This is a genomic window from Pseudomonas sp. S3_G06 (genome assembly GCF_054667565.1).
The window spans coordinates 1208930-1235637 of record NZ_CP162738.1 but is presented as its reverse complement, the minus strand read 5'-3'; the positions used below and the strand labels follow the sequence as shown (position 1 = coordinate 1235637).

The window sequence follows — 26708 nt, the reverse complement described above, 5'->3', positions numbered from 1 at the left end:
CTACAAGCGCCCGCTCGCTTCCCCATGGCTGCAACGCCTTTATACAAAATTGAACAGTGAGTACCTCCCATGTCCTCCACCACGGGCAAAGGCAAAGCGATCTTTCGCGTTGTCAGCGGCAACTTCCTCGAAATGTTCGACTTCATGGTCTACGGCTTCTATGCCACGGCCATCGCCAAAACCTTCTTCCCCACCGACAGCGCCTTCGCTTCGCTGATGCTGTCGCTGGCGACCTTCGGCGCCGGCTTCCTGATGCGCCCGCTGGGGGCAATTTTCCTCGGCGCCTATATCGACCGTCACGGACGGCGCAAAGGGCTGATCATCACTTTGGCGATGATGGCCGCCGGTACGGTGCTGATTGCCTGCGTGCCCGGTTACGCGACGCTCGGCGTCGCCGCACCGCTACTGGTGTTGTTCGGCCGCCTGCTGCAAGGCTTCTCGGCGGGCGTGGAATTGGGCGGCGTGTCGGTGTATCTGGCGGAAATTTCTACGCCGGGGCGCAAAGGCTTTTTCGTCAGTTGGCAGTCGGCCAGCCAACAGGCAGCCGTGGTGTTCGCCGGCCTGCTCGGCGTTGCTCTGAATCACTGGCTGAGTCCGGAGCAAATGGGCGAATGGGGCTGGCGCGTGCCGTTTCTGATTGGCTGCATGATCGTGCCGGTGATTTTTTTCATCCGTCGCTCGCTGGAAGAAACTCCGGAATTCCAGGCGCGAACCCACCGCCCTACCCTCGGCGAGATCGTCCGCTCGATCGGGCAGAACTTCGGCATCGTCATTGCCGGCATGGCGCTGGTGGTGATGACCACGGTTTCGTTCTACCTGATCACTGCGTACACGCCGACGTTCGGCAAGGCCGAGTTGCATCTGTCGGACCTCGACGCCTTGCTGGTGACGGTGTGCATCGGCTTGTCGAATTTCTTCTGGCTACCGGTGATGGGCGCGGTATCCGACAAGATCGGCCGAAAACCCTTACTGCTGGCAGCGACGATTCTGGCGATCCTCACGGCGTATCCGGCGCTGTCGTGGCTGGTGGCGAACCCGAGCTTCAGCCATTTGCTGATTGTCGAACTGTGGCTGTCGTTTCTTTATGGCTCGTACAACGGCGCAATGGTGGTGGCGCTGACCGAGATCATGCCGGTGGAAGTGCGCACGACCGGTTTCTCGCTGGCGTACAGCCTGGCGACGGCGACGTTCGGCGGCTTTACCCCGGCGGCGTGTACCTACCTGATTCATGTGCTGGACAACAAGGCAGCACCGGGGATCTGGCTCAGTGGCGCGGCGGTGTTGGGGTTGATTGCGACGTTGGTATTGTTCCGTGGCAACCGGCATGAGTTGCGCACGGCGCAGGCTTCGGTAGCCAGCGGCGCCTGACAGAATGCTTTCGCGAGCAGGCTCGCTCCCACAGAAGATTGTGAACGACACTGATCCAGTGTGGGAGCGAGCCTGCTCGCGAAGAGGCCGGCAAGGACACAGAAGATCCAACAGGCCCACAAACAAAAACGCCCCGACAAAATGCCGGGGCGTTTTCATTCAAGCCTGAGGCTTAGCGCGGGAACGCTGGCGGATTCACATCAGCCATGTCTTCCATTACGCGAACTACCTGGCAGCTGTAGCCGAACTCGTTGTCGTACCAAACGTACAGAACGACGCGGTTGTCCTGCACGATGGTCGCTTCAGCGTCGACCACACCAGCGTGACGCGAGCCAACGAAGTCGGTCGACACCACTTCCTGCGAATTGACGAAGTCGATCTGCTTGTGCAGCTCGGAGTGCAGCGCCATGTAGCGCAGGTACTCGTTCATCTCTTCACGGGTGGCGGCTTTCTCAAGGTTGAGGTTGAGAATGGCCATCGACACGTTCGGCGTCGGAACGCGGATCGCGTTACCGGTCAGCTTGCCGGCCAGCTCAGGCAGAGCCTTGGCAGCAGCGGTGGCGGCACCGGTCTCGGTGATCACCATGTTCAGCGCGGCGCTGCGGCCACGGCGATCGCCCTTGTGGAAGTTGTCGATCAGGTTCTGGTCGTTGGTGTACGAGTGAACGGTTTCGACGTGACCGTTGATGATGCCGAACTTGTCGTTGACCGCTTTGAGCACCGGCACGATGGCGTTGGTGGTGCAGGAAGCAGCCGAGACGATCTTGTCGTCAGCGGTGATTTCACCGTGGTTGATGCCGTGAACGATGTTCTTCAGCTTGCCCTTGCCAGGCGCGGTCAGAACAACGCGGTCGATGCCCGGGCACGCCAGGTGCTGACCCAGGCCATCGGCGTCACGCCATACACCGGTGTTGTCCACCAGCAGCGCGTCTTTGATGCCGTACTGGGTGTAATCCACCTCGGTCGGGTTCTTCGCGTAGATCACCTGGATCAGGTTACCGTTGGCGGTGATGGTGTTGTTTTCTTCGTCGATGGTAATGGTGCCGTTGAACGAACCGTGTACCGAATCGCGACGCAGCAGGCTGGCGCGTTTGGTCAGGTCGTTTTCGGCGCCTTTACGCACGACGATGGCGCGCAGACGCAGGCCGTCGCCACCACCGGTTTTCTCGATCAGGATACGCGCCAGCAGACGGCCGATACGACCGAAGCCGTAAAGAACAACGTCGGTGCCTTTGCGGGCCGAAGCGTTCTGCTGGCCAACCACGTCAGCCATCTCTTCACGCACGAACTGCTCGGCGCTGCGGCCGTTGCCTTCATTGCGGAATTTGAACGCCAGCTTGCCCAGATCCACCGACGCCGCGCCGAGCTTGAGCTCGCTCATGGCCTTGAGCAGTGGGAATGTTTCGTGGACGGAGAGTTCGCTGTCGTCCGAAGAACGGTGGCGAGCAAAGCGGTGAGCTTTGAGAATCGCGATGACAGACTGGTTGATCAGGCTGCGGCCATAGATCGAGCTAACCACGTTGTTATTGCGGTAGAGCTGACCGATAAGCGGGATCATCGCTTCTGCGAGTGCTTCACGGTCGATCCATTCACCAAGACACTGGTCGGGCTTCTGAGTCACGGTAACCTTCCACATGTAGGGGCAGAAAAAAGGGGCTACATTATGCCGCCGACAAGCCCTTTCAGCAATGCGCGCTTGTCGCGCAATCGGTAACAAATTCCCGTTCAAAAAATTTACGCCTTTCTCCAGCCCAGTAAAACCGGGGCTTTCAGCGCAGTCAATTTTTCGACGACTGTTAGACGATGTCTGTAACCCTCCGTAACACCACCCGGTTTCGGCACTACATAACCATGAAAAAAGTGCTCGTTTTTATGGTTACCACTACATTTCGTCCAAACCATGAAGATAGACGCAGTCTGCAACTGACAGGCGGCACCGGAGGCCGCTACAATTACCGACTTTGTCGCAACGCCTGGAGCTCAACCTTCCGTGCCTGTTCTGCGTCTACCGCTACTCCCTGCCGAAGCAGGTAAACAGCACTGGGGCAATCTGCCCGGTGCCGCCCTCAGCCTGGCGATTGCCGAGGCTGCCAGCGCTGCCAAGCGCTTTACCCTGCTGCTGACCGCCGACAGCCAAAGCGCCGAACGGCTGGAACAGGAGCTGAGTTTCTTCGCCCCGGATTTGCCCGTACTGCATTTCCCCGACTGGGAAACCCTGCCCTACGACCTGTTCTCGCCGCACCAGGACATCATCTCCCAGCGCATCGCCAGCCTGTATCGCCTGCCGGAACTGGCCCACGGCGTGCTGGTGGTTCCGATCACCACCGCTTTGCATCGCTTGGCGCCGACCAAGTTCCTCCTCGGCAGCAGCCTGGTGCTGGACATCGGCCAGAAGCTCGACGTCGAACAGATGCGCGCGCGGCTCGAAGCCAGCGGCTATCGCTATGTCGACACGGTGTACGAGCACGGCGAGTTCACCGTACGCGGCGCGCTGATCGACCTGTTCCCCATGGGCAGCAAACTGCCGTATCGCATCGACCTGTTCGATGACGAAATCGAAACCCTGCGCACGTTCGATCCGGAAACCCAGCGTTCGATCGACAAGGTCGAGTCGGTCAAGCTGCTGCCGGCCCGCGAGTTTCCATTGCAGAAAGACGCAGTCACCCGCTTCAAGGCGCGTTTCCGTGAGCGCTTCGACGTCGACTTCCGTCGCTGCCCGATCTTTCAGGATTTGAGCAGCGGCATCACCCCGGCCGGCATCGAGTACTACCTGCCGCTGTTCTTCGACGAAACCTCGACGCTGTTCGACTACCTGCCCCAGGACACTCAGGTGTTCTCGCTGCCGGGCATCGAGCAGGCAGCGGAGAACTTCTGGAACGACGTGCGCAATCGTTACGAAGAACGCCGCGTCGATCCTTCGCGTCCTTTATTGCCACCGGCCGAACTGTTCCTGCCGGTGGAAGATTGCTTCGCGCGCCTGAAGAATTGGCCGCGAGTCGTCGCAAGTCAGCAAGACGTTGAAAGCGGCGTCGGCCGTGAGCGCTTCCCGGCCCATGCGCTGCCGGACCTGGCCATCGAAGCCAAGGCCACGCAACCACTGGCGGCGCTGGCCGGCTTCCTCGAAGAATTCCCCGGGCGCGTGCTGTTCACCGCCGAATCGGCGGGTCGTCGCGAAGTCCTGCTGGAACTGTTGGAACGCCTGAAGTTGCGGCCGAAAACCGTCGACAGCTGGCCAGACTTCGTTGCCAGCAAGGATCGTCTGGCGATCACTATCGCCCCGCTCGACGAAGGTCTGCTGCTCGACGACCCGGCGCTGGCGCTGGTGGCGGAAAGTCCGCTGTTCGGCCAACGGGTCATGCAACGTCGTCGCCGCGAGAAGCGCAGCGACGTCAGCAACGATGCGGTAATCAAGAACCTCACCGAACTGCGTGAAGGCGCGCCGGTGGTGCATATCGATCACGGCGTCGGCCGCTACCTTGGCCTGACAATTCTGGAAATCGACAATCAGGCCGCCGAATTCCTCACCCTCGAATACGCCGAGAACGCCAAGCTTTACGTGCCGGTGGCCAACCTGCACCTGATCGCGCGCTACACCGGCAGCGACGATTCGCTCGCGCCGTTGCATCGCCTCGGCTCGGAAACCTGGCAGAAAGCCAAGCGCAAAGCCGCCGAGCAGGTGCGTGACGTCGCCGCCGAATTGCTCGACATTTATGCCCGTCGCGCCGCCCGCGAAGGTTATGCCTTCGCCGATCCGAAGGCCGATTACGCGACGTTCAGCGCCGGTTTCCCGTTCGAAGAAACACCCGATCAGCAAGCCACCATCGAGGCCGTGCGCGAAGACATGCTCGCGCCGAAACCGATGGATCGCCTGGTCTGCGGCGACGTTGGCTTCGGCAAGACCGAAGTGGCCATGCGCGCCGCGTTCATCGCCGTGCACGGCGGGCGTCAGGTGGCGATTCTGGTACCGACCACCCTGCTCGCCCAGCAGCACTACAACAGTTTCCGCGACCGCTTCGCCGACTGGCCGGTGACGGTCGAAGTGATGAGTCGCTTCAAATCGGCCAAGGAAGTCAACGCGGCGATCGCCGATCTTGCGGAAGGCAAGATCGACATTGTCATCGGCACGCACAAGCTGCTGTCCGACGACGTGAAGATCAAAAACCTCGGGCTGGTGATCATCGACGAAGAACACCGTTTTGGCGTACGCCAGAAAGAACAGCTCAAGGCCCTGCGCAGCGAAGTCGACATCCTCACCCTGACTGCGACGCCGATTCCGCGCACGCTGAACATGGCGGTGTCGGGCATGCGCGATCTGTCGATCATCGCCACGCCGCCAGCGCGACGCCTGTCGGTGCGCACCTTCGTCATGGAACAGAACAAGAGCACGGTCAAGGAAGCCCTGCTGCGTGAACTGCTGCGTGGCGGTCAGGTTTACTACCTGCACAACGATGTGAAGACCATCGAAAAATGCGCCGCCGACCTCGCCGAACTGGTGCCGGAAGCGCGCATCGGTATCGGCCACGGGCAGATGCGCGAACGTGAACTCGAACAGGTGATGAGCGACTTCTACCACAAGCGCTTCAACGTGCTGATCGCCTCGACCATCATCGAGACCGGCATCGACGTGCCGAGCGCCAACACCATCATCATCGAGCGCGCCGACAAGTTCGGTCTGGCCCAACTGCACCAGTTGCGCGGTCGTGTCGGCCGCAGTCACCACCAGGCTTACGCCTACCTGCTGACGCCGCCGCGCCAGCAGATCACTTCCGACGCGGAAAAGCGTCTGGAAGCGATCGCCAATACCCAGGACCTCGGCGCCGGTTTCGTGCTGGCCACCAACGACCTGGAAATCCGTGGCGCCGGCGAACTGCTCGGCGATGGTCAGAGCGGGCAGATTCAGGCCGTCGGCTTCACCCTGTACATGGAAATGCTCGAGCGCGCGGTGAAGTCGATCCGCAAGGGCGAGCAGCCGAACCTCGATCAACCGCTGGGCGGCGGCCCGGAAGTCAATCTGCGGGTGCCGGCGCTGATTCCGGAAGATTATCTGCCGGATGTGCATGCGCGGTTGATTCTGTATAAACGCATCGCCTCCGCCACCGACGAGGAAGGCCTCAAGGACCTGCAGGTGGAGATGATCGACCGCTTCGGTCTGTTGCCGGAGCCGACCAAGAACCTGGTGCGGATCACCGCGCTGAAATTGCAGGCGGAAAAGCTCGGCATCAAGAAAGTCGACGGCGGGCCGCAAGGCGGACGTATCGAGTTCGAAGCGCAGACGCCGGTTGACCCGATGACCCTGATCAAGCTGATCCAGACGCAGCCCAAGCGCTACAAGTTCGAAGGCGCGACGATGTTTAAATTCCAGGTGCCGATGGAGCGCCCGGAAGAACGTTTCAATACTGTCGAGGCGCTGTTTGAGCGTCTCATCCCGAAATCCGCTTGAAGGACGCCCGATGCGCCTGTTCCGCTCTCTGACTTTGTTGCTTGCACTTGCAGCACCGACGGCGTTTGCCGATGACACGTATCAGGTCGAAATGATCCTGGTGCGCCAGAATGCCGTCCCGGCCATCGTCAGCCGCGCCGCCCCGGAAGACTGGGCCGCAGGCGCCCAGCGTCTGGGCAGCGACAGCCAGCGCACCCCAGCGCTGAATGATGTAGTGAACAAACTCACCGCCAGCGGCGAGTACACCGTGCTGATGCACAAAGCCTGGCAGCAGAGCCTCGGCGAAGCGCCGGCGAAAGTCGCAGTGAGCGAAGGTCAGGAGCAGTTCGGCCAGTTCCCGATCGAGGGCACGCTGGAAATGAAACTCGGCCGCTTCACCGACGTGACCGCCGATTTCTGGGTCAATCAGATCGACGCCAATGGCTTGGTCACCGCCAGTGAGCGCCTGCGTCAGGACAGCCACACCAAGAACGGCCAGCTCAATTACCTCGACAACGGTCATCTGGCCCTGCTGATCAAGATCACTTCCCTGACCGCGCCAGCGCCTCGCGAAGCGCCTGAAGTCGTGCCGGACTGATCGAAGTCCTTATGCCGCCGCCCCTGAGCAAACCGCTGGCCCCGTCGTGGGTCAGCCGATTCAAAGAACAGAGTCTGGAGCGCGGCCGCCGCTACGCTTTGGAGAATCGGGTGCGCATCGCCCAGGTCGGCGATGCGACCATCACCGCCAGTTGCGAAGGCTCCGGCGGCAGTGTCTACCGGCAGACCATCCATCTGCGCGAGTCAGCCAAAGCGACGCTGTTGCTGGTCGACGCCACCTGCACCTGTCCGGTGCGCAGCAACTGCAAACACTGCGCGGCGGTGCTGCTGAAAATCCAGGAAACCCTCGACTACCCCGCCGCCGCTAAAGATGCCGAGCTGCTGGAGAAGCTCCAGGCCGTGCTGGAAAACCGCAGCCCGAAAGCGCCACCGCAAGTGCTGGTGGACAACGTGCAGCCGGTGCCGCGCCTGTGGCTGGCGAGCGTCGAGTTCAGCGCCTTCGAGCCGCGCAACGGCAAGATGCAGCGCTACATTCAGCACCGCGCGGCGCTGTCGTTCAGCTATCTGGACGAATACGTCAGCGGGCAAAAACACAGCGATATCCTGATCCGTCAGGAAGCCCAGACCCTGCGGATAAAACGCCACCCGGACGTCGAACAGTCCTACCGCGAACAGTTGCGCATCCTCGGTTTCCGCATCGCCACCCGGCAGAGCAAAGCGCTGCCGGAAAGCGCCGGCGAACTCTACGAGATGGTCAACGACAGCGCCTGGCTGACCTTCACGCTCAATGACTTGCCGAAATTGCGCAGCCAGGGCTGGGAGTTGCAGATCGATGAGGAATTCGGTTTCGACCTGACCGCCGTCGACGACTGGTACGCCACCGTCGAACAGGCGCCGGAACGCGACTGGTTCGATCTGGAGCTGGGCATCATCGTCAACGGCGAGCGCCTGAGCCTACTGCCGATCCTGCTGAATCTGATGCGCTCGCACACCGAGATCCTCAACCCGGAACGCCTCGCCCGCCGTCGCGATGACGAGCTGATTCTGGTCAACATTCCGCAACGCACCAGCGAGCATGGGCCGTTGCAAGTGGCGCTGCCGCTCGGTCGCTTGAAGCCGGTATTGATGACGCTGGGCGAGTTTTATTTGCAGGAGCCGGGCGAAACCACCCTGCGCCTGAGCAAGGCTGACGCCACCCGGCTCAATTCGCTGGAAGGCCTGCCGCTGTTGTGGGAAGGCGGCGAGCAGATCCGCACCTTCGCCCAGCGCCTGCGCGACATCCGCGATTTCACGGCCGAAGCGCCGCAAGGTCTGAATGCAACGCTGCGCCCGTATCAGCTCGAAGGTTTGAGCTGGATGCAATCGCTGCGGCAACTGGAGGTCGGCGGGATTCTTGCGGATGACATGGGCTTGGGCAAAACCCTACAGACCCTGGCGCATATTCTCAGCGAGAAGAACGCCGGACGCCTCGATCGTCCGTGCATGGTGGTGATGCCGACCAGCCTGATTCCGAACTGGCTAGATGAAGCGGCGCACTTCACCCCGCAACTGAAAGTGCTAGCCCTGTATGGCGCCACGCGCAAGAAACACTTCGACAATCTGGCCGACTTCGACCTGATCCTCACCACTTACGCCCTGTTGCCCAAGGACCTTGAGCGCCTGGCCAAACAGCCGCTGCACGTGCTGGTGCTGGACGAAGCGCAATACATCAAGAACCCCAACAGCAAAGCCGCGCAGGCCGCCCGCGAGCTGAACGCGCGCCAGCGCCTGTGCCTCAGCGGCACGCCGCTGGAAAACCACTTGGGCGAGCTGTGGTCGCTGTTCCACTTCCTGCTGCCGGGCTGGCTCGGCGACGTGAAAAGCTTCAATGCCGATTACCGTGTGCCGATCGAAAAGCGCGGCAGTGAAGTCAGACTGCAACACCTCAACGGTCGGATAAAACCGTTTCTGCTGCGCCGCACCAAAGAGCAGGTCGCCACGGAGCTGCCGCCGAAAACCGAAATCATCCATTGGGTCGAACTCAACGAAGCGCAGCGCGACGTGTACGAGACCATGCGCCTAGCGATGGACAAGAAAGTCCGTGACGAGATCACCCGCAAAGGCGTGGCGCGCAGCCAGATCATCATTCTCGAAGCGCTGCTCAAGCTGCGCCAGGTCTGCTGCGATCTGCGCCTGGTCAACGACGCCACCCTGCCCACACGCGGCAGCACCTCGGGCAAGCTCGACAGCCTGATGGAAATGCTTGAGGAGTTGTTCGAGGAAGGCCGGCGGATTCTGCTGTTTTCGCAATTCACTTCGATGCTGACATTGATCGAAGAGGAATTGAAAAAACGCAAGATCGCTTACGCCCTCCTCACTGGCCAGACCCGCGACCGGCGCACACCGGTGAAGGAATTCCAGAGCGGCACGCGTCAGATTTTTCTGATCAGCCTGAAGGCCGGTGGCGTCGGCTTGAACCTGACCGAAGCCGATACGGTGATTCACTACGACCCGTGGTGGAACCCGGCAACCGAGAATCAGGCGACTGACCGGGCCTATCGAATCGGCCAGGAGAAACCGGTGTTCGTCTACAAGATGATTGCCCGGGGCACAGTGGAAGAGAAGATTCAGCACCTGCAGAAGGAAAAGTCAGACCTGGCAGCGGGCGTGCTCGATGGGCGCAAGGCCGGGGACTGGAAGTTGCAGAGCGATGATATTGAAGCGCTGTTTGCGCCGTTGCCGGACAAGATCGACAAGCGCTGAAATCGGCGTCGCTGGTTAGATAGCTTTCGCTGGCAAGCCAGCTCCCACATGGTTATGAGCTGTACCAAAGATTGTGATTCAACTCGATATCTGTGGGAGCTGGCTTGCCAGCGATGGGGTCATCGGATATTGCGCAGTCACTCAGGGCTCAACCCTTCGAAACCGGCAACGGCGCAAACAACGCCTCGATATCACTCTGTTCCAGTTTGAATCCGCCCGTCGTGCCACCCTCAAGCACCGCCCCGGCCAGCGCCGCTTTCTCCTGCTGCAACGCCTGGATCTTCTCTTCGACGGTGCCTTTGGCAATCAACTTGTAGACGAACACCGGATTGTTCTGCCCGATGCGATACGCCCGATCAGTCGCCTGATTCTCCACCGCCGGGTTCCACCACGGATCGAAGTGAATCACCGTGTCCGCCGCCGTCAGGTTCAGACCAGTGCCCCCGGCCTTGAGGCTGATCAGGAACAACGGCACCTTGCCGCCCTGGAAATCCCTCACCGGCGTGCGCCGATCGGTGGTGTCGCCGGTCAGCAACGAGTAGCCAAGCCCGCGTTGCTGCAATTCCTGCTCGATCAGCGCCAGCATCGAGGTGAACTGCGAGAACAGCAGAATGCGCCGACCTTCGCCGAGCAATTCTTCAAGCATCTCCATCAGGCTGATCAGCTTGCCGCTGCCCGAGCGCAACGCCTTCGCCGTCAGCGGCATATTGACCAGGCGCAGATCGCAGCAGACCTGGCGCAGTTTGAGCAGCGCATCGAGGATGATGATCTGACTGCGCGCCACGCCACTGCGGGCGATTTCGTCGCGGACCTTTTTGTCCATCGCCACGCGCACCGTCTCATAGACGTCGCGCTGACCATCGCTGAGTTCGACCCAATGAATGATCTCGGTTTTCGGTGGCAACTCGGTAGCGACCTGATCCTTCTTGCGCCGCAGCAAAAACGGCTTGATCCGCGCGGTCAGGTGCTGCATGCGCTGCACATTGCCGTGCTTCTCGATCGGCGTGCGGTAATCGCGGTTAAAGGATTTGCTGTCGCCGAGCCAGCCGGGCATGAGGAAATGGAACTGCGACCACAGCTCACCGAGGTGGTTTTCCAGCGGCGTACCGCTCAGACACAAGCGCTGACGGGCCTGCAAGTCACGGGCGGCCTGGGCGGCTTTGCTCAGCGGGTTCTTGATATTCTGCGCTTCGTCGAGAATCAGCACGCTCCACGACTGCGGCTGCAAGATCTCCAGATCCCTGGGCAGCAATGCGTAAGTGGTCAGCACCAAGTCGTATGCGCCCAGATTGGCAAAGTCCTTTTGCCGCCCGGTGCCGTGCAGCGCCAGGACTTTCAACTGCGGCGTGAAGCGCTCGGCTTCGTCGAGCCAGTTGGGAATCAGGCTGGTCGGCATCACCGCCAGTGCCGGACAGTCCAGACGCCCGGCGTGTTTCTCCGTGAGCAGATGCGCAAGGGTCTGCAAAGTTTTGCCCAAGCCCATGTCATCGCCCAAGATGCCGCCGACCTCCAGCTCGCGCAGGGTCTGCATCCAGTTCAGGCCTTCGAGCTGATACGGACGCAGCTGCGCGTTGAGGCCGTCCGGCGCAGCAACCTGGGCGTGACTGGAATTCTGCAGACGCTTGGCAAAAGTGCGCAGACGTTCTCCGCCCTGCCAATCCAGCGGCACGCCATCGAGCATACTCAGGCGCGCGGCGTCTGGAGCGGTCAAGCGCAGCGCATCACCCTGATGGCCGCCCAGGTACAACTCGCCCAGCGTCGCCATCAGCGGTTTGACCCGACTCAGCGGCAACGCGACTTTGGCGCCCGCCGGTTCGCCAAAACCGCTGGGCTTGAGCTCGATCAGGATTTTTTCATCATCGCTGCGCTGCGCCAGATTGACCGGGTCGAGCAAGCGCGGCTGGGTCCGCAACAGGTGCAGAAGGATCGGCAGCAAGCTGTAACGTTCGCCGTTGACGACGATACCCAACTGCAGATCAAACCACTGATGCGTGGCCTCTTCTTCGACCTCGGCGTACCACTGTTCAACCGGTTGTACATCGAAATGGAAACCGGGACTGATCTCGATTTTCCAATCTGCGGCGCGCAGTGTGGCCAGCCCTTCGTGCATGAACCCGAGCCAGGCGGAATCATCCGGCAAGGTAAACATCTCGCCGGGACGATCCATGGCGCTCTTGCGCGTGGCTTTCTTGAAGCCATGTTTTTGCAGGTTCTGGCGCAGCTTCTTTTCCAGCGCCGGTTGACGCTGAATGCGCTGGGTTTCGCTGCCGTTGAGGATCATCACCTCCGGGTTGCGATCCACCGCCGGATGACCGTTGTAGGTAAACAGCAGAGCGGCGCGGTGCTCCAGCACATATTCCCAGCGCGAGCGTTCTCGGCCGCTGACCAGGGTCAGTTGCGGCTGCGGCAGCACGTCATCGATGATCCGTTCAGTGAGCTTGTGTGGTGGCGCAATTTGGGTCGCCGCGCTCATGCGATGGCTGAACTGCATGGCCTGACGCGCCGGAATGTCTGGCGCCAGGGTCAAATGGCAGGCGAGCTTTTCTTCGAGCTCAGTGAACAGCGGGCCAACCTGGCGCTGCTCACGATCAAGGTAATAAAGCGGCTCCAGCGCCAGCACGGTTTCCTGCGCGGCTTCGGCACTGCTCCATTGCGCGCGGAATCCGCCGTCAGCCTGCTCGGCCCAAGAGAACTGACCGACGCGTTTCGCCCCCGGTGTCAGCGCTCGCAGGTCTTCGAAGTCGAGGAACAGCCGCGAGGTGCGCAGGAGCATTTCCAGCAGTTCGGCACCACTGCTGCCTTCCAGCGGATAGCCGCTGTAATAGGCGTGATGGGAATGCATGGCGACCAACAGCCGGGCGATGCGCAGATCCAGCTCGGACAGATAACCCGGCTGGCGCATGAGCATTTCCGCGAGCGAGTACATCGGTTTGACTTCGCGTAACTCGCCGCTCTTGAGCTGGTAGACCTTGAAAATATCCAGCAGCCACTTGCCGTTCGCAGACGTCGGTTTGAGCTTGTAAAACAGACGCGTACCTGCGGTTTGCGCACTTTCTTCAGCGGGCTTGGCCGGCACGGGAATTGTCGAAAGCCAATGCTCCAGCGCTCGTCCCAACGGGGTCTGCGCGTCACTTCCAGACGCATCCTCGCCAGTGCCCAGCAGGTGATAGAGCACCGCTGCGCTGTGCTTGCAGTCCAGTGCAACCGGACAGCTGCACAGACATCGCAAGCTAACCGATCCCAACCGATCTTCTGACAGGTAAATGGTTTGCTCATACGCCTGAAGTTGCGATCCGACGCAGAACGCCTCTATCTTCCTGTCATCGATCTCGAGGATCTCGACCCGGTCATCGGCGGCATAAGCGCGGGCCTTGGCCAACGCCTTGCTACTGAATGCGTGGGTCCATGTCAGCCCTTTGAGCCGCTCGATGAAAATGCTCATGGACGGTCCTTAGCTGGCCAGCACCCGGGCCAACGTTGATTTCACCTTGCCCATGCCGTCGTGCAGGGCCTGCTCGATTTCAGCCATGGTGATGACTTCGGTGGTTTTGCCGGCTGCCGGATTCACCACCAGCGCCAGACAGGCGTAATCCAGATCCAGCTCGCGGGCCAGCGCCGCTTCCGGCATGCCGGTCATGCCGACGATGTCGCAGCCGTCACGCTCCAGTCGCACGATCTCGGCGACCGTTTCCAGACGCGGACCCTGGGTGCAGGCGTACACGCCTTGATCGCTGTATTCGCAGCCTTCGGCGGCGACCGCGGCAATCAGTTGCTGACGCAACGGCTCGCTGTAGGGAAAGCTGAAATCGATGTGGGTGACGTGTTCCAGATCATCGGCGAAATAGGTGTGCTCGCGCCCACTGGTGTAGTCGACGATCTGGTGCGGCACGCAGAAATGCCCGGTGCCCATGGCCGGATGAATCCCGCCCACTGCATTCACGGCGATGATCGCTTCGGCACCCGCCTGCTTCAGCGCCCACAGATTGGCGCGGTAGTTGACCTTGTGCGGCGGGAAACGATGCGGGTGACCGTGACGGGCGAGGAACAGCACTTCCTTGCCGGCGTACTCACCAATCTGCACCTCGGCCGAAGGCGCGCCGTACGGGGTGTCGACTGCCAGCGACTGGCGAATGCTCAGGCCTTCGAGCTGAGTCAGGCCAGTGCCGCCGATGATTGCGTAAACGGTCATAACGAAAAAATCCTTAATCGATCAGTTGAGCGTCTTTGAGCGCGCCGAGGGCGGTGAGCCAACGCGGAGCCTGACGATAATCGGTGCTGGCGAAGGCCTGCCCGCGCATCTTCGCGATGCGCGCGGAAGGCTTGACCTTCATACGCTGGGCGGCACTCAACGCCAGCTCGGCTGCCGCGCGGTCGTTGCACACCAGACCCATGTCGCAGCCAGCAGTGAGTGCGGCTTCGATGCGGCTGGCAGCGTCGCCGACCACGTGGGCGCCGGCCATCGACAGATCGTCGCTGAAGATCACGCCATCGAACTGCAACTCGCCGCGCAGGATCTCCTGCAGCCAGCGTCGGGAGAAACCGGCGGGCTGCGAGTCGACTTGCGGATAGATGACGTGGGCCGGCATCACGGCGGCCAGCTGCTTGCTCAAACGGGCGAAGGGCACCAGATCATTGGCGCGGATTTCGTCGAGACTGCGCTCGTCGTTCGGAATCGCCACGTGGGAGTCGGCTTCGGCCCAGCCGTGGCCCGGGAAATGTTTGCCGGTGGCGGCCATGCCGGCGCTGTTCATGCCGCGAATGAATGCACCGGCGAGCAAGGCTGCGCGCTCGGGATCGCCTTCGAAGGAACGGGTACCGACCACAGCGCTGCGCTGATAGTCCAGGTCCAATACAGGGGCGAAACTCAGATCGAGCCCGACCGCCAGCACTTCGGTGGCCATGATCCAGCCGCATTGCTCGGCGAGATACTCTGCATTCGGGTTATCGGCGATGGCGCGCATCGCTGGTAGACGGACGAAACCCTGACGCAGGCGCTGCACGCGCCCGCCCTCTTGATCCACCGCCAGCAGCAGATCCGGGCGAATCGCGCGGATCGCGGCGCTTAGTTCGCGCACTTGGCGAGGATGCTCAATGTTACGGGCGAAAATAATCAGGCCGCCCACTTCGGGCTGACGCAACAATTGGCGATCTTCGGCCGTCAGCCAGGTACCGGCGACGTCCACCATCAACGAGCCTTGCAGGCCAGCAGTCATAGAGATTCCTTGAAAACGAAAAACCCGATCTGCGCGCAATCGCTACCGTGGGCAATGCCCGGACGGTCAGCAGAATTCATGCAGATCGGGTTCAGTACGAGAGTCGGCATGACCGGCTAGCTTAGCGGATACCAGCTGCCGCGCCCACCCGTGCGCGGTCAAACCTTGGCGGCGACCGGCATGGATTTGCTGCGCGGACGCAATTGCGCGCTGGCCATGGCTGTATCGGTGACGCCGGTTTCGGCGCGCATGCCGGCAGCGAGGAACGGCACCATCAGGCGCATCACTTGTTCGATGGAGGTATTGACGCCGAAATCGGTCTCGGCGATCGCGCGCAAGGCCTTGATCCCGGACATGCTGAACGCAGCGGCGCCAAGCATGAAGTGCACGCGCCAGAACAGCTCAATCGGTGGAATGCGTGGCGCCGCCTCATTGACCAGCAGCATATAGCGGCGGAACACCTTGCCGTACATGTCTTCCAGATAACGTCGCAAGTGGCCCTGGCTTTGACTGAACGCGAGGCCGAGCAAGCGCATGAAGATCGACAGGTCATTACCGCTGCGAGGCTGCACGACGAGCGCTTGCTCGACGAGAATTTCCAGCAATTCTTCGAGGGTCGGCTTGTTCTCAGGCTTGGCCTGACGGCGCTCCAGCTCTTTATCGAGACTGACGCAGAACGGACCGAGGAAGCGCGAGAATACCGCCTGGATCAGCGCCTTTTTCGAGCCGAAGTGATAATTCACCGCAGCCAGATTGACGCCAGCCTTGCTGGTGATCAAACGCAATGAGGTTTCAGCGAATCCTTTCTCCGCGAACAACTGCTCGGCAGCATCAAGAATGCGTTCAACGGTTTCCGACTGGGCCATGGCTACTCCGCCTGACAAACACTTGTTTGAAACATACGTTTCAGCCTGTGCCTTGTCAAGCCTGCCGGTTCGTTTTGGGAATGGTCGGTCAGCTATTTAACCACACAAGGCGCCAGCATTAATAAGTGCCCTGCGCGACCGCTCGGCGGGCGGCAAAAAAACGCCCATTGCCAAGACCGCCTCACTGTATATAATCCCAGTCACTGTATAAAAAGACAGAGCGATCAATATGCTAAAGCTGACGCCACGCCAAGCCGAGATTCTGGCCTTTATCAAACGTTGCCTCGAAGACAACGGCTATCCGCCCACCCGTGCGGAAATCGCTCAGGAACTGGGTTTCAAATCGCCCAACGCGGCGGAAGAACATCTCAAGGCCCTCGCCCGCAAAGGCGCGATCGAGATGACCCCAGGTGCTTCCCGCGGCATCCGTATTCCCGGCTTCGAAGCCAAGGCCGACGATTCCACCCTGCCGATCATTGGCCGAGTGGCTGCCGGCGCGCCGATCCTCGCCCAGCAGCACATCGAAGAATCCTGCAACATCAACCCGACCTTCTTCCATCCTCGCGCCGACTACCTGTTGCGTGTGCACGGCATGAGCATGAAGGACATCGGTATTTTCGACGGCGACCTGCTGGCAGTACATACCACCCGCGAAGCGCGTAACGGCCAGGTTGTGGTTGCGCGTATCGGCGACGAAGTGACGGTCAAACGCTTCAAGCGTGAAGGCAGCAAGGTCTGGCTGATCGCTGAAAACCCCGAGTTTGCCCCTATCGAAGTCGACCTGAAAGATCAGGAACTGGTGATCGAAGGCTTGAGTGTCGGCGTCATTCGCCGCTAAAGGAGGCTCCATGCAGTTCCCACACACACCTCAGCAAACACAACTGCCTTTGTTTGAAGCGTTTCTGGCGCAGCCGATAGCGCCGATCCTCAAAGACGTGGTCGAGCGTGACTGGAATGCCAAACCTGACGCCTTCAGTGAGCTATCACTGCGCGGTGCGGCCGGGAACTGCCTGAACCTGCTAGCGCCGATCCTGCGTGAATTGAGCGAGGATCAGGATGCGCGCTGGCTGACGCTGATCGCCCCACCCGCCAGCCTGACGCAAACCTGGCTGCGCGATGCCGGCCTGAATCGCGAACGCATTCTACTGCTGCAACCGCGCGGCACTCAAAGTGCTCAGCAACTGGCGTGCGAAGCGTTGCGACTGGGTCGCAGCCACACCGTGGTGACATGGCTAAACCCGTTGAATGCCAATTCGCGGCAACAACTGATCAGCGCCGCGCGTACGGGCGAAGCGCAGAGCCTGAACATTCGTTTGGGTTGATTGATGGTAATGCGCGCTGTGTGAAGCGCAGGGCTTCTCCAGGGACAGAGAAGCCGATCTGAAGCGCAAGCGACCGAGAAAAGGCCAAAGCGTGAATCAATGAAGAACCCGCGGCCCCTCTTCCTTATCAAACTCGCCTTCCACCATACGACCTGCCATCTGCACGCCGACGCTCAACATCGCTTTGGCGATTTCAACGTGCTGGCCCTGCAGGAACGCTTTGGCATCCTCGGAGAAATCCAGCGTCACCAGAGAACCTTCGTCCTCAGCCCTGCGCAGTTCGATTCGGCCGTCTGGTAACTCGACAATTTCTAGAAAGGACGTTGGCATATAGGTCTGTTCTCCACGAAAGGCAGCGATTATATAGACATCATTCGAGCTTCGCTCAGGATCTTGACCAGCAGCATGTTTCAGATTGCCACTGCGCCAAACTACCTCAGCACTCGTTCAAGCCTTCCCGGAAACGCAGGGCAAGGCCCTTGAGGTTCTGCCGCCAGCTCTCCAGCTCATCTCGACTGAGCTCTTGTGGCGCCTCTTCTTCATCAAGATTAATCGCTTGGATCAGCGGCTGCGTCACGTCGCCTTTCGGCTTGCGTGGCGCCCTCGGTGGCTGAAACAGTGCTGCGTGCGCCGCCAGCAGTTTCGCCAGCCAGGTTTCCGGATTACCGGCCAGCTCGACCATTTCCGCCAGCTCCGGGATCGCTATCGATTCCAGCACTTCGCGCCTCAGCAACTCCTCTGCCCTCGGCGAATTGGCCTGCGGCAGACGATAAAAGCCAGCGATCTCATGACACAAGCCCAGCAGCGCGCCGTATAGGTGGAACAACGCCGACTCACGCCCGGCCTGGATCAGCGCCAGAGAATTCATCGCCCGCCCTTCTTCAGCACGAGCCAGAGCTTCGAGTGACAGCCCAGCGAAATAGATCTTCTGGTTGGTGCGGGTATAGAGTTCGTGGGCCATGACGGCAGCCTCCACAACGAAATAATTGCTTCACACGGGTCGGACAGTGTCGTGGATCAGCCGATGCCACCGCAAGCACAAAACAAAAAGGCCGCATGAAACCCTCAAGGTTTCATGCGGCCTTTTCGCTGTTCAGACTAGCGCTTACTCAGCCTTGGCCTTTGCGCTGCGCTTGTCTTCAACAGTCCACTTGCCACCGTCGTAATACGCCTTCCAGCCTGTCGGTTTGCCATCGACTTCGGTCTGTACGTATTGCTCCTTGGTCTTGCGGCTGTAGCGGATGACCGCTGGCAGACCGTCAGGATCCTTTTGCGGAGCCTCGCACAGGAAGTGGTACTTCGGATCAATCTCGTCCTTGTGCGGCAGAATCTCGATCACCAGCGGAGCGCGAGTCTCGCGGTTTTTCGGGAACTGACTGGCGGCCAGGAACAGACCGGAGGCACCGTCGCGCAGGATATAGGTGTCGTTGACCTTTTCGCATTTCAGCTCAGGCATCTTCACCGGATCCATCTTCGGCGGCGCCGCATCACCGCTCTTCAGCAGCTTGCGGGTGTTCTTGCACTCCGGGTTCGTACATCCGAAGAACTTGCCGAAACGGCCGGTCTTGAGCTGCATTTCACTGCCGCACTTATCGCATTCCAGACTCGGACCTTCATAGCCCTTGATGCGATAGCTGCCCTCTTCGATTTCGTAACCGGCGCAATCCGGGTTGTTACCGCAGATGTGCAGCTTGCGCTTTTCGTCCAGCAGATAGGCGTCCATCGCCGTGCTGCAGATCGGGCAGCGATGCTTGCCACGCAGTACCAGCGATTCCGATTCGCCCTCGTCGTCCGCTGCGATTTCATCGCCCGGCACCAGGTTGACGGTGGCCTTGCAGCGCTCTTTCGGCGGCAGGCTGTAGCCCGAGCAGCCGAGGAACACGCCAGTCGATGCGGTACGAATCTGCATCGGACGACCGCAGGTGGTGCACGGAATGTCAGTCATGACCGGCTGGTTGGCGCGCATGCCGCTGTCCGGGTTTTCCGCTACTTCGAGCTTCTTCTTGAAGTCGCCGTAGAACTCGTCCAGCACATTTTTCCAGTCGCGCTCGCCCTGCGCCACGTCATCGAGGTTCTCTTCCATGCCGGCGGTGAAGCCGTAGTCCATGAGATTGGAGAAGCTCTCGGACAGACGCTCGGTGACGATGTCGCCCATCTTTTCCGAGTAGAAACGACGGTTGTGCAGGGTCACATAACCGCGATCCTGAATGGTCGAAATGATCGCAGCGTAGGTCGAAGGACGACCGATGCCGCGCTTTTCCATTTCCTTGACCAGACTGGCCTCGGAGTAACGCGCCGGTGGCTTGGTGAAATGCTGCGACGGATCGAGCTTGATCAGCTTCATCACATCGCCCTGGGCCATGTCCGGCAGCACGTCATCATCGCCAGGCTTGGCAATCTGCGGCATCACGCGGGTGTAACCGTCGAACTTGAGGATACGGCCCTTGGCGCGCAGTTCGAAGTCGCCAGCGCCGACGCTGACGGTGGTCGACAGGTACTGCGCCGGCAGCATCTGGCAGGCGAGGAACTGGCGCCAGATCAGCTCGTACAGACGCTCGGCGTCACGCTCCATACCCGCCAGCTTGCTTGGCGTGGTGTTGGCGTCGGACGGACGAATCGCTTCGTGAGCCTCTTGCGCGCCTTCCTTGCTGCTGTAGACGTTCGGCGTTTCCGGCAGGTACTTCTTGCCGAATTCGTCCTCGATGTAAGTGCGCGCCATCGCCACGGCGTCGGCCGAGAGATTGGTCGAGTCGGTACGCATGTAAGTGATGTAGCCGGCTTCGTACAGACGCTGCGCCATCATCATGGTTTTCTTCACGCCGAAACCGAGGCGGTTGCTCGCAGCCTGCTGCAAGGTCGACGTGATGAACGGCGCCGACGGCTTGCTGCTGGTCGGTTTGTCTTCGCGCTTGACGATGCTGTAGCTGGAGGACTTTAGCTTCTCCAGCGCAGCCATGGCCTGGGCTTCGTTCAGCGGCTTGAAGGCTTCGCCTTTTTCGCGAGCCACTTCGAAACGCACGGTCGAGCCTTTGGCAGTGCCGAGATCGGCATGCACTTCCCAGTATTCTTCGGGATTGAACGCACGGATTTCGCGCTCACGCTCGACCACCAGTTTTACCGCAACCGATTGCACGCGACCGGCGGACAGACCACGGGCGATCTTGGCCCACAGCAGCGGCGAGACCATGTAGCCGACGACGCGGTCGAGGAAGCGACGCGCCTGCTGGGCGTTGACACGATCAATGTCCAGCTCGCCCGGCTCGGAGAAGGCTTCCTGGATCGCCTTCTTGGTGATTTCGTTGAACACCACGCGCTTGTAACGGCTGTCGTCACCACCGATGGCTTCGCGCAGGTGCCAGGCAATGGCTTCCCCCTCGCGATCCAAGTCGGTTGCGAGATAGATGGTGTCAGCATCCTTGGCGAGCCGGCGCAGCTCTTCGATGACCTTTTCTTTGCCCGGAAGGATCTCGTACTGGGCTTTCCAGCCGTGCTCGGGATCAACGCCCATGCGCGAGACCAGCTGCTTGCGCGCTTTCTCTTTCGGCGAGAGCACCGGACCTTCGCCCGCAGCCGCCTTGCCGCGCTTGGCGGCTGGCTCTTTGCTGGCGCTAGCCGAACCGCTGGTGGGCAGGTCTCGGATATGGCCGATACTCGACTTCACCACGTATTGGTTACCCAGATACTTGTTGATGGTCTTGGCCTTAGCCGGGGATTCCACAATGACCAGCGATTTGCCCATGGATCAGAAAATTCCTGAATTCTAGAAGTGAAAGGCGGTTGGCGCCTGACGCGGCACCGCTATATATAGTTGATACAAGGTGAGGTCAAGCGCAGGGTTGTCTGCGCAGTCGCCTCAAACCTTGTCAAAAAGGCTCGGTTCGGCTTGCACCAAAGCAAAGCGCGGCACCTGCTCGCCGTCAACCTCGACCGACTCGACGAACATGCTCAACGGGCGCACCCAAAAGCCGTAATCGCCATACAGGGCTTGATAAAAGACCACTTCTTCTTCGGTTTCGGAATGCCGCGCAACACTGAATACACGGTATTGCGGACCTTTGTAATGTTGGTAGAGCCCAGGTTGTATCGGCATGCTTCGGCCCTCACTGAAATCTTTTCAAAAATAAATAAAAAACCCAAAAACAAAAACCGGGGCACTGGGCCCCGGCTTCCATCGACGAGACGCTTAAACGCGTTCGAAGACGGTGGAGATGCCTTGGCCGAGACCAATGCACATAGTGGCCACCCCGAAGGTGCCGCTATTCTGCTTCATCACGTTCAACAGGGTGCCGGAAATACGTGCACCGGAGCAACCGAACGGGTGACCCAGGGCGATCGCGCCGCCGTGCAGGTTAACCTTCTCGTTCATCTTGTCGAGCACTTTCAGATCTTTCAGCACTGGCAAGGCCTGTGCGGCGAAAGCTTCGTTGAGCTCGAAGAAGTCGATATCGTTGATGCCAAGGCCCGCACGCTTCAGGGCTTTTTGTGTCGCCGGCACTGGACCATAGCCCATGATTGCCGGGTCCACACCGGCCACTGCCATCGAACGGATTACCGCCATTGGTTGGATGCCCAGGTCTTGGGCACGCTGCGCCGACATCACGATCATGCACGAAGCACCATCGGTGATCTGCGACGAAGTACCGGCAGTCACGGTGCCGCCTTTCGGATTGAATGCCGGCTTGAGCGCCGCCAGACTTTCCAGGGTGGTTTCCGGACGAATGGTTTCGTCGTAGTCGTACAGTTTCAGGAAACCGTTCTCGTCGTAACCCTGCATCGGGATGATTTCGTCCTTGAACTTGCCTTCCACGGTTGCCTTGTGGGCCAACTGGTGGGAACGCACGCCAAAGGCATCCTGCTGCTCACGGGTGATGCCGTGCATCTTGCCGAGCATTTCAGCGGTCAGGCCCATCATGCCCGAGGCTTTCGCCGCGTACAGCGACATGTGCGGGTTCGGATCGACACCGTGCATCATGCTCACGTGGCCCATGTGCTCGACGCCGCCGACCACGAACACGTCACCGTTGCCGGTCATGATCGCTTGCGCAGCGGTGTGCAACGCGCTCATCGACGAACCGCACAGGCGGCTGACGGTCTGGCCAGCAGAAGTGTGCGGGATCTGGGTCATCAGCGACGCCATGCGCGCGATGTTCCAGCCCTGTTCCAGGGTCTGGTTGACGCAGCCCCAGATCACGTCCTCGACTTCCGCCGGGTCGACCTTGCTGTTGCGTTCCAGCAGTTTGCTGATCAGGTGCGCCGACATGTCTTCGGCGCGGGTGTTGCGGTGCATGCCGCCCTTGGAGCGGCCCATCGGAGTACGACCGAAGTCGACAATCACGACGTCTCTAGGATTCAAGCTCATAAGTTCACTCTCACTCTAATTGGGGGCGCTTAACCGAAGAAGCTCTGACCGTTCTTGGCCATTTCGCGCAGCTTCGCGGTCGGGTGGTACAGCGCGCCCAAATCAGCGTATTGGTCAGCCAGGGCAACGAACTCGGCAACACCGATCGAATCGATGTAGCGCAGCGCACCGCCACGGAATGGAGGGAAACCGATACCGTAAACCAGACCCATGTCGGCTTCGGCGGCGGTTTCAACGATGCCGTCTTCCAGGCAACGCACGGTTTCCAGGCACAGCGGGATCATCATCCAGTTGATGATGTCTTCGTCAGTGACTTCGCGCTGCTCGTAAACGATCGGCTTGAGCACTTCGAGTACCGACGGATCGGCGACTTTCTTCTGCTTGCCTTTCTTGTCGGCCTCGTAGGCGTAGAAGCCCTTGCCGTTCTTCTGGCCGAGGCGTTTGGCTTCGTACAGCACGTCGATGGCCGAACGACGGTCATCCTTCATGCGATCCGGGAAACCTTCAGCCATGACGTCGCGACCGTGGTGACCGGTGTCAATGCCGACCACGTCCATCAGGTACGCAGGACCCATCGGCCAGCCGAATTTTTCCATGACTTTGTCGATGCGGACGAAGTCGACACCGGCGCTGACCAGCTTGGCGAAACCGCCGAAATACGGGAACAGCACGCGGTTCACCAGGAAGCCCGGGCAGTCATTGACGACGATCGGGTTCTTGCCCATTTTCTTCGCATAGGCAACGGTGGTGGCGATCGCCAGTTCGCTGGACTTCTCGCCACGGATCACTTCCACCAGCGGCATCATGTGCACCGGGTTGAAGAAGTGCATGCCGACAAAGTTTTCCGGACGCTTGAGGGCCTTGGCCAGCAGGCTGATGGAAATGGTCGAGGTGTTGGACGCGAGGATGGTGTCCTCTTTGACCTTGTCTTCGACTTCAGCCAGCACCGCTTGCTTGACCTTCGGATTCTCGACCACAGCTTCGACGACCAGATCGACGTGACCGAAGTCGCCGTACGACAGGGTCGGACGAATGCCGTTAAGCACTTCAGCCATCTTCGCCGCGGTCATGCGACCCTTGTCAACGCGGCCGACCAGCAGCTTGGCGGCTTCGGCCAGACCCTGCTCGATACCGTGCTCGTTGATGTCCTTCATCAGGATCGGCGTGCCTTTGGAGGCCGACTGATAGGCGATGCCGCCACCCATGATGCCAGCGCCGAGTACGGCAGCCTGCTTCACGTCCTTGGCGATTTCGTCGTAGGCCTTGGCCTTTTTCTTCAGTTCCTGATCGTTCAGAAACAGGCCGATCAGGCTCTGCGCAGCAGAGGTCTTGGCCAGTTTGACGAAGCCTGCAGCTTCCACTTCCAGTGCTTTGTCGCGACCGAAGTTCGCGGCTTTCTGGATGGTCTTGATCGCTTCAACCGGCGCCGGGTAGTTCGGGCCGGCCTGGCCAGCCACGAAACCTTTGGCGGTTTCGAAAGCCATCATTTGCTCAATGGCGTTCAACTTGAGTTTTTCAAGTTTCGGCTGACGCTTGGCCTTGTAATCGAACTCGCCGGAGATGGCGCGCTTGATCAGCTCAAGTGCAGCTTCCTGCAATTTTTCAGGGGCGACTACGGCGTCGACGGCGCTGACTTTCAGCGCGTCTTCCGGGCGGTTTTCCTTGCCGGCGGCAATCCACTCGATAGCGTTGTCGACACCGATCAGGCGTGGCAGACGCACGGTGCCGCCGAAGCCTGGGTAGATGCCCAGTTTGACTTCCGGCAGACCAATCTTGGCCTTGGTGGACATGACGCGATAGTCAGCCGCCAGGCACATTTCCAGACCGCCACCGAGGGCGATGCCGTTGATGGCCGCGACGGTTGGCACGTTGAGGTCTTCGAAATCGCTGAAGATCTTGTTGGCTTCGAGATTGCCAGCAACCAGCTCGGCATCCGGCAGCTTGAAGTTGTCGACAAATTCGGTGATGTCGGCGCCGACGATGAACACGTCCTTGCCGCTGCTGACGATCACGCCCTTGATCGAAGCATCTGCCTTGATGGTGTCTACGGCCTGACGCAGTTCGTTCAGGGTTAGACGGTTGAACTTGTTGACGGACTCACCCTTGAGGTCGAATTTCAATTCGACGATGCCACTTTCAAGAGCTTTAACCGTGATGGCTTTACCTTCGTAAATCATCAACTGATCTCCACGATATGGAAGCTGAACAGTACACGTCGGACGCAGGCTTATGGCTCAGAAGGACGCTTTGCTCGTCGATACTGACACCGTCCGCCTGGCACACCCGCCAACGCGATAGTCGGGATTCTGTAGGAGCACTCTGTAAGACAAACGCTCAATTCATACGCCCGTTTGATTCGGGTACGTCACCTTCACGGAATTTCTGACAATTGTCAATCGCCCTAAATTCGGGCTGAAATGCGACTTTGCAGTCATTTCTGCACCATGATGAGCAGCAACACCCGTCTCGATGTTGAGCCATTCATAGAATCAATAGTTAGAAAAGTCGCCCTAATTTCTCCCGAGCCCTGTTCATAAGGCTACGCTGGGTGGACTGCGAGGAAATTTGCCGGGGCGATCAAAGCGCCTGCCGCAAAAAAAGATTACCGGCCTGCCTGGCCAACCCGCCCGACGAATCATGTCGGGCTTTTTATTGCGCGTCTGCCGGACGTTTCACACCGTTGCAGTGAGAAAAGTCCGCGCATCACGCCAGTGCTTTCAGGGTCGCGTCGATATCCTGCAGAACTGTCGCCTCGCCCTTCTCGCCCCAGTACAAGGCGATCATCTGCTTGTCCGCTTCGATCTTGAAAACATTGCCCGGCAATTTTTCGAAATAATCGAGCAGGGTCCGGTCATCGCAGACTTCTTGCCATTGATTGACCCACACGCCCGGGGTTTTCTGCCAATAGGTCCAGCACGCCGGTTGTCTGCCACGCCGCGGTCGGTGGTACTGGGCGCAGGGATTCGGCGGCTCCGGCAGCAGCCAGTGCGGCCACTCCTGCGGCGCCAGCTGCATCGCCAGGCCGATGCGTCGCGCCTCCATGCGCAAGGCCATGCGCCCGCTCTGCGTGCGCGATGGGCGCAACCATGCCAGTGGACTTAAAACTACCAGCAGGATTGACACCACCAGCCAGACCGTCATATCTGTACTCCCGATTTTTGATGAGCCCATTGTGTCACTTGCGAACCAATGCGCTTGAAACCAGCCATACTTACCAATATCGAACCCTCAGGAGGAGCACCTCATGCCCTACCACCACATACTGGTCGCCGTAGATCTGACCGAAGAGTGCGACCCTGTGATCCACCGCGCCCGCGAGCTGTCAGTGAGCAACGCTGCCAAGTTGTCGCTGGTGCATATCGTTGAACCTATGGCCATGGCCTTCGGTGGCGACGTGCCGATGGACCTGTCACAACTGCAACAACAGCAGTTTGATCAGGCCAAGGAGCGTCTTGAAAAACTCAAATCGAAATACCCCGAGCTCGAAGGCGCCAATTGCCATCTGACCTACGGCCAGCCACGCCAGGAAATCCATCATTTCGCCAAGGAACAAGCGTGCGATCTGATCGTGGTCGGCAGTCACGGCCGTCATGGCCTGGCACTGCTGCTCGGCTCGACCGCGAATGATGTGCTGCACGGTGCGCCATGCGATGTACTGGCGGTGCACCTGGTCAAACGCTGATCTGTCTTGCTCTTTGTGGGAGCGAGCCTGCTCGCGAATACGTCGGCACATTCAATATGAGTACTGCCTGACACACCGCTTTCGCGAGCAGGCTCGCTACCGCAGGTGATTTGTTTCAGCCTGTAGATCGCGTTACATATGAAAAGCCCGGCGCTCATCACTGAGCGCCGGGCTTTTTC

The 26708-nt window shown here is 59.9% G+C and carries 19 protein-coding genes; 7 read left to right on the top strand and 12 right to left on the bottom strand.

Annotated elements, in window-relative coordinates:
- Positions 1 to 69: 69 nt before the first annotated feature.
- Positions 70 to 1368 carry an MFS transporter gene (gene tcuC / locus AB4N47_RS05600; protein WP_016775481.1) on the top strand — a complete coding sequence of 433 codons (1299 nt, stop codon included), beginning with the start codon at positions 70 to 72 and terminating at the stop codon, positions 1366 to 1368.
- A 172-nt stretch (positions 1369 to 1540) separates the two neighbouring features.
- Here the strand turns inward: tcuC and AB4N47_RS05595 are convergent, their stop codons facing one another.
- Positions 1541 to 3004, bottom strand: a complete 1464-nt coding sequence (locus tag AB4N47_RS05595) for a glyceraldehyde-3-phosphate dehydrogenase (RefSeq protein ID WP_016775482.1) — start codon at positions 3002 to 3004, stop codon at positions 1541 to 1543.
- Between the two features lie 354 nt (positions 3005 to 3358).
- Here AB4N47_RS05595 and mfd point away from each other — a divergent pair, with 354 nt between their 5' ends.
- From mfd to AB4N47_RS05580, 3 genes are read left to right on the top strand one after another with little or no spacing between them, the layout of a single operon-like run.
- A complete protein-coding gene (mfd, locus tag AB4N47_RS05590; protein ID WP_024013632.1) occupies positions 3359 to 6808 on the top strand; it encodes a transcription-repair coupling factor in 3450 nt (1149 codons plus the stop codon).
- Positions 6809 to 6818: 10 nt separating this feature from the next.
- Positions 6819 to 7385 (top strand): CsiV family protein, encoded by a 567-nt coding sequence (locus tag AB4N47_RS05585; RefSeq protein WP_056791507.1) that lies wholly within the window; start codon positions 6819 to 6821, stop codon positions 7383 to 7385.
- 11 nt (positions 7386 to 7396) lie between these two features.
- Positions 7397 to 10087, top strand: a complete 2691-nt coding sequence (locus AB4N47_RS05580; RefSeq protein WP_264365547.1) for a DEAD/DEAH box helicase — start codon at positions 7397 to 7399, stop codon at positions 10085 to 10087.
- Positions 10088 to 10235: 148 nt separating this feature from the next.
- Here AB4N47_RS05580 and AB4N47_RS05575 read toward each other — a convergent pair whose 3' ends face one another.
- The 4 genes from AB4N47_RS05575 to AB4N47_RS05560 all read right to left on the bottom strand — a co-directional run bounded on the left by AB4N47_RS05575 (position 10236) and on the right by AB4N47_RS05560 (position 16166).
- The gene (locus AB4N47_RS05575) at positions 10236 to 13529 is read right to left on the bottom strand and encodes a DEAD/DEAH box helicase (RefSeq protein WP_341637060.1); all 3294 of its coding nucleotides are present in this window, start codon (positions 13527 to 13529) and stop codon (positions 10236 to 10238) included.
- A 9-nt stretch (positions 13530 to 13538) separates the two neighbouring features.
- Entirely contained in the window at positions 13539 to 14276 is a 738-nt protein-coding gene (locus tag AB4N47_RS05570; protein WP_016775487.1) for an S-methyl-5'-thioinosine phosphorylase, read from the bottom strand.
- A gap of 13 nt (positions 14277 to 14289) precedes the next feature.
- Positions 14290 to 15288, bottom strand: a complete 999-nt coding sequence (gene nagZ / locus AB4N47_RS05565; RefSeq protein ID WP_341637530.1) for a beta-N-acetylhexosaminidase — start codon at positions 15286 to 15288, stop codon at positions 14290 to 14292.
- Positions 15289 to 15458: 170 nt separating this feature from the next.
- Positions 15459 to 16166, bottom strand: a complete 708-nt coding sequence (locus AB4N47_RS05560) for a TetR/AcrR family transcriptional regulator (RefSeq protein WP_016775489.1) — start codon at positions 16164 to 16166, stop codon at positions 15459 to 15461.
- A 229-nt stretch (positions 16167 to 16395) separates the two neighbouring features.
- Here AB4N47_RS05560 and lexA point away from each other — a divergent pair, with 229 nt between their 5' ends.
- Together lexA and sulA are read left to right on the top strand one after the other, a co-directional pair.
- Positions 16396 to 17004, top strand: a complete 609-nt coding sequence (gene lexA / locus AB4N47_RS05555; protein ID WP_016775490.1) for a transcriptional repressor LexA — start codon at positions 16396 to 16398, stop codon at positions 17002 to 17004.
- Positions 17005 to 17014: 10 nt separating this feature from the next.
- Complete coding sequence (gene sulA, locus AB4N47_RS05550; protein WP_041477346.1) at positions 17015 to 17488, top strand: SOS-induced cell division inhibitor SulA; 474 nt, start codon at positions 17015 to 17017, stop codon at positions 17486 to 17488.
- Between the two features lie 96 nt (positions 17489 to 17584).
- Here the strand turns inward: sulA and AB4N47_RS05545 are convergent, their stop codons facing one another.
- The 7 genes from AB4N47_RS05545 to AB4N47_RS05515 all read right to left on the bottom strand — a co-directional run bounded on the left by AB4N47_RS05545 (position 17585) and on the right by AB4N47_RS05515 (position 25988).
- Complete coding sequence (locus tag AB4N47_RS05545) at positions 17585 to 17818, bottom strand: hypothetical protein (RefSeq protein ID WP_003226592.1); 234 nt, start codon at positions 17816 to 17818, stop codon at positions 17585 to 17587.
- A 106-nt stretch (positions 17819 to 17924) separates the two neighbouring features.
- Positions 17925 to 18449: a DUF6586 family protein gene (locus tag AB4N47_RS05540; protein WP_341637059.1), complete on the bottom strand. Its 525-nt coding sequence runs from the start codon at positions 18447 to 18449 to the stop codon at positions 17925 to 17927.
- Positions 18450 to 18593: 144 nt separating this feature from the next.
- Positions 18594 to 21227 carry a type I DNA topoisomerase gene (topA, locus tag AB4N47_RS05535; protein WP_016775493.1) on the bottom strand — a complete coding sequence of 878 codons (2634 nt, stop codon included), beginning with the start codon at positions 21225 to 21227 and terminating at the stop codon, positions 18594 to 18596.
- A gap of 114 nt (positions 21228 to 21341) precedes the next feature.
- Positions 21342 to 21578, bottom strand: a complete 237-nt coding sequence (locus AB4N47_RS05530) for a DUF1653 domain-containing protein (protein WP_024013639.1) — start codon at positions 21576 to 21578, stop codon at positions 21342 to 21344.
- Positions 21579 to 21671: 93 nt separating this feature from the next.
- The gene (gene fadA / locus AB4N47_RS05525; RefSeq protein WP_016775495.1) at positions 21672 to 22847 is read right to left on the bottom strand and encodes an acetyl-CoA C-acyltransferase FadA; all 1176 of its coding nucleotides are present in this window, start codon (positions 22845 to 22847) and stop codon (positions 21672 to 21674) included.
- A 29-nt stretch (positions 22848 to 22876) separates the two neighbouring features.
- Positions 22877 to 25024, bottom strand: a complete 2148-nt coding sequence (gene fadB / locus AB4N47_RS05520) for a fatty acid oxidation complex subunit alpha FadB (RefSeq protein ID WP_024013640.1) — start codon at positions 25022 to 25024, stop codon at positions 22877 to 22879.
- Between the two features lie 526 nt (positions 25025 to 25550).
- Positions 25551 to 25988 (bottom strand): hypothetical protein, encoded by a 438-nt coding sequence (locus tag AB4N47_RS05515; protein ID WP_341637058.1) that lies wholly within the window; start codon positions 25986 to 25988, stop codon positions 25551 to 25553.
- Between the two features lie 103 nt (positions 25989 to 26091).
- On the opposite strand from AB4N47_RS05515, the gene AB4N47_RS05510 reads away from it, so the two are divergent.
- Positions 26092 to 26529 (top strand): universal stress protein, encoded by a 438-nt coding sequence (locus AB4N47_RS05510; protein ID WP_016775498.1) that lies wholly within the window; start codon positions 26092 to 26094, stop codon positions 26527 to 26529.
- The last annotated feature ends 179 nt before the right edge of the window (positions 26530 to 26708 follow it).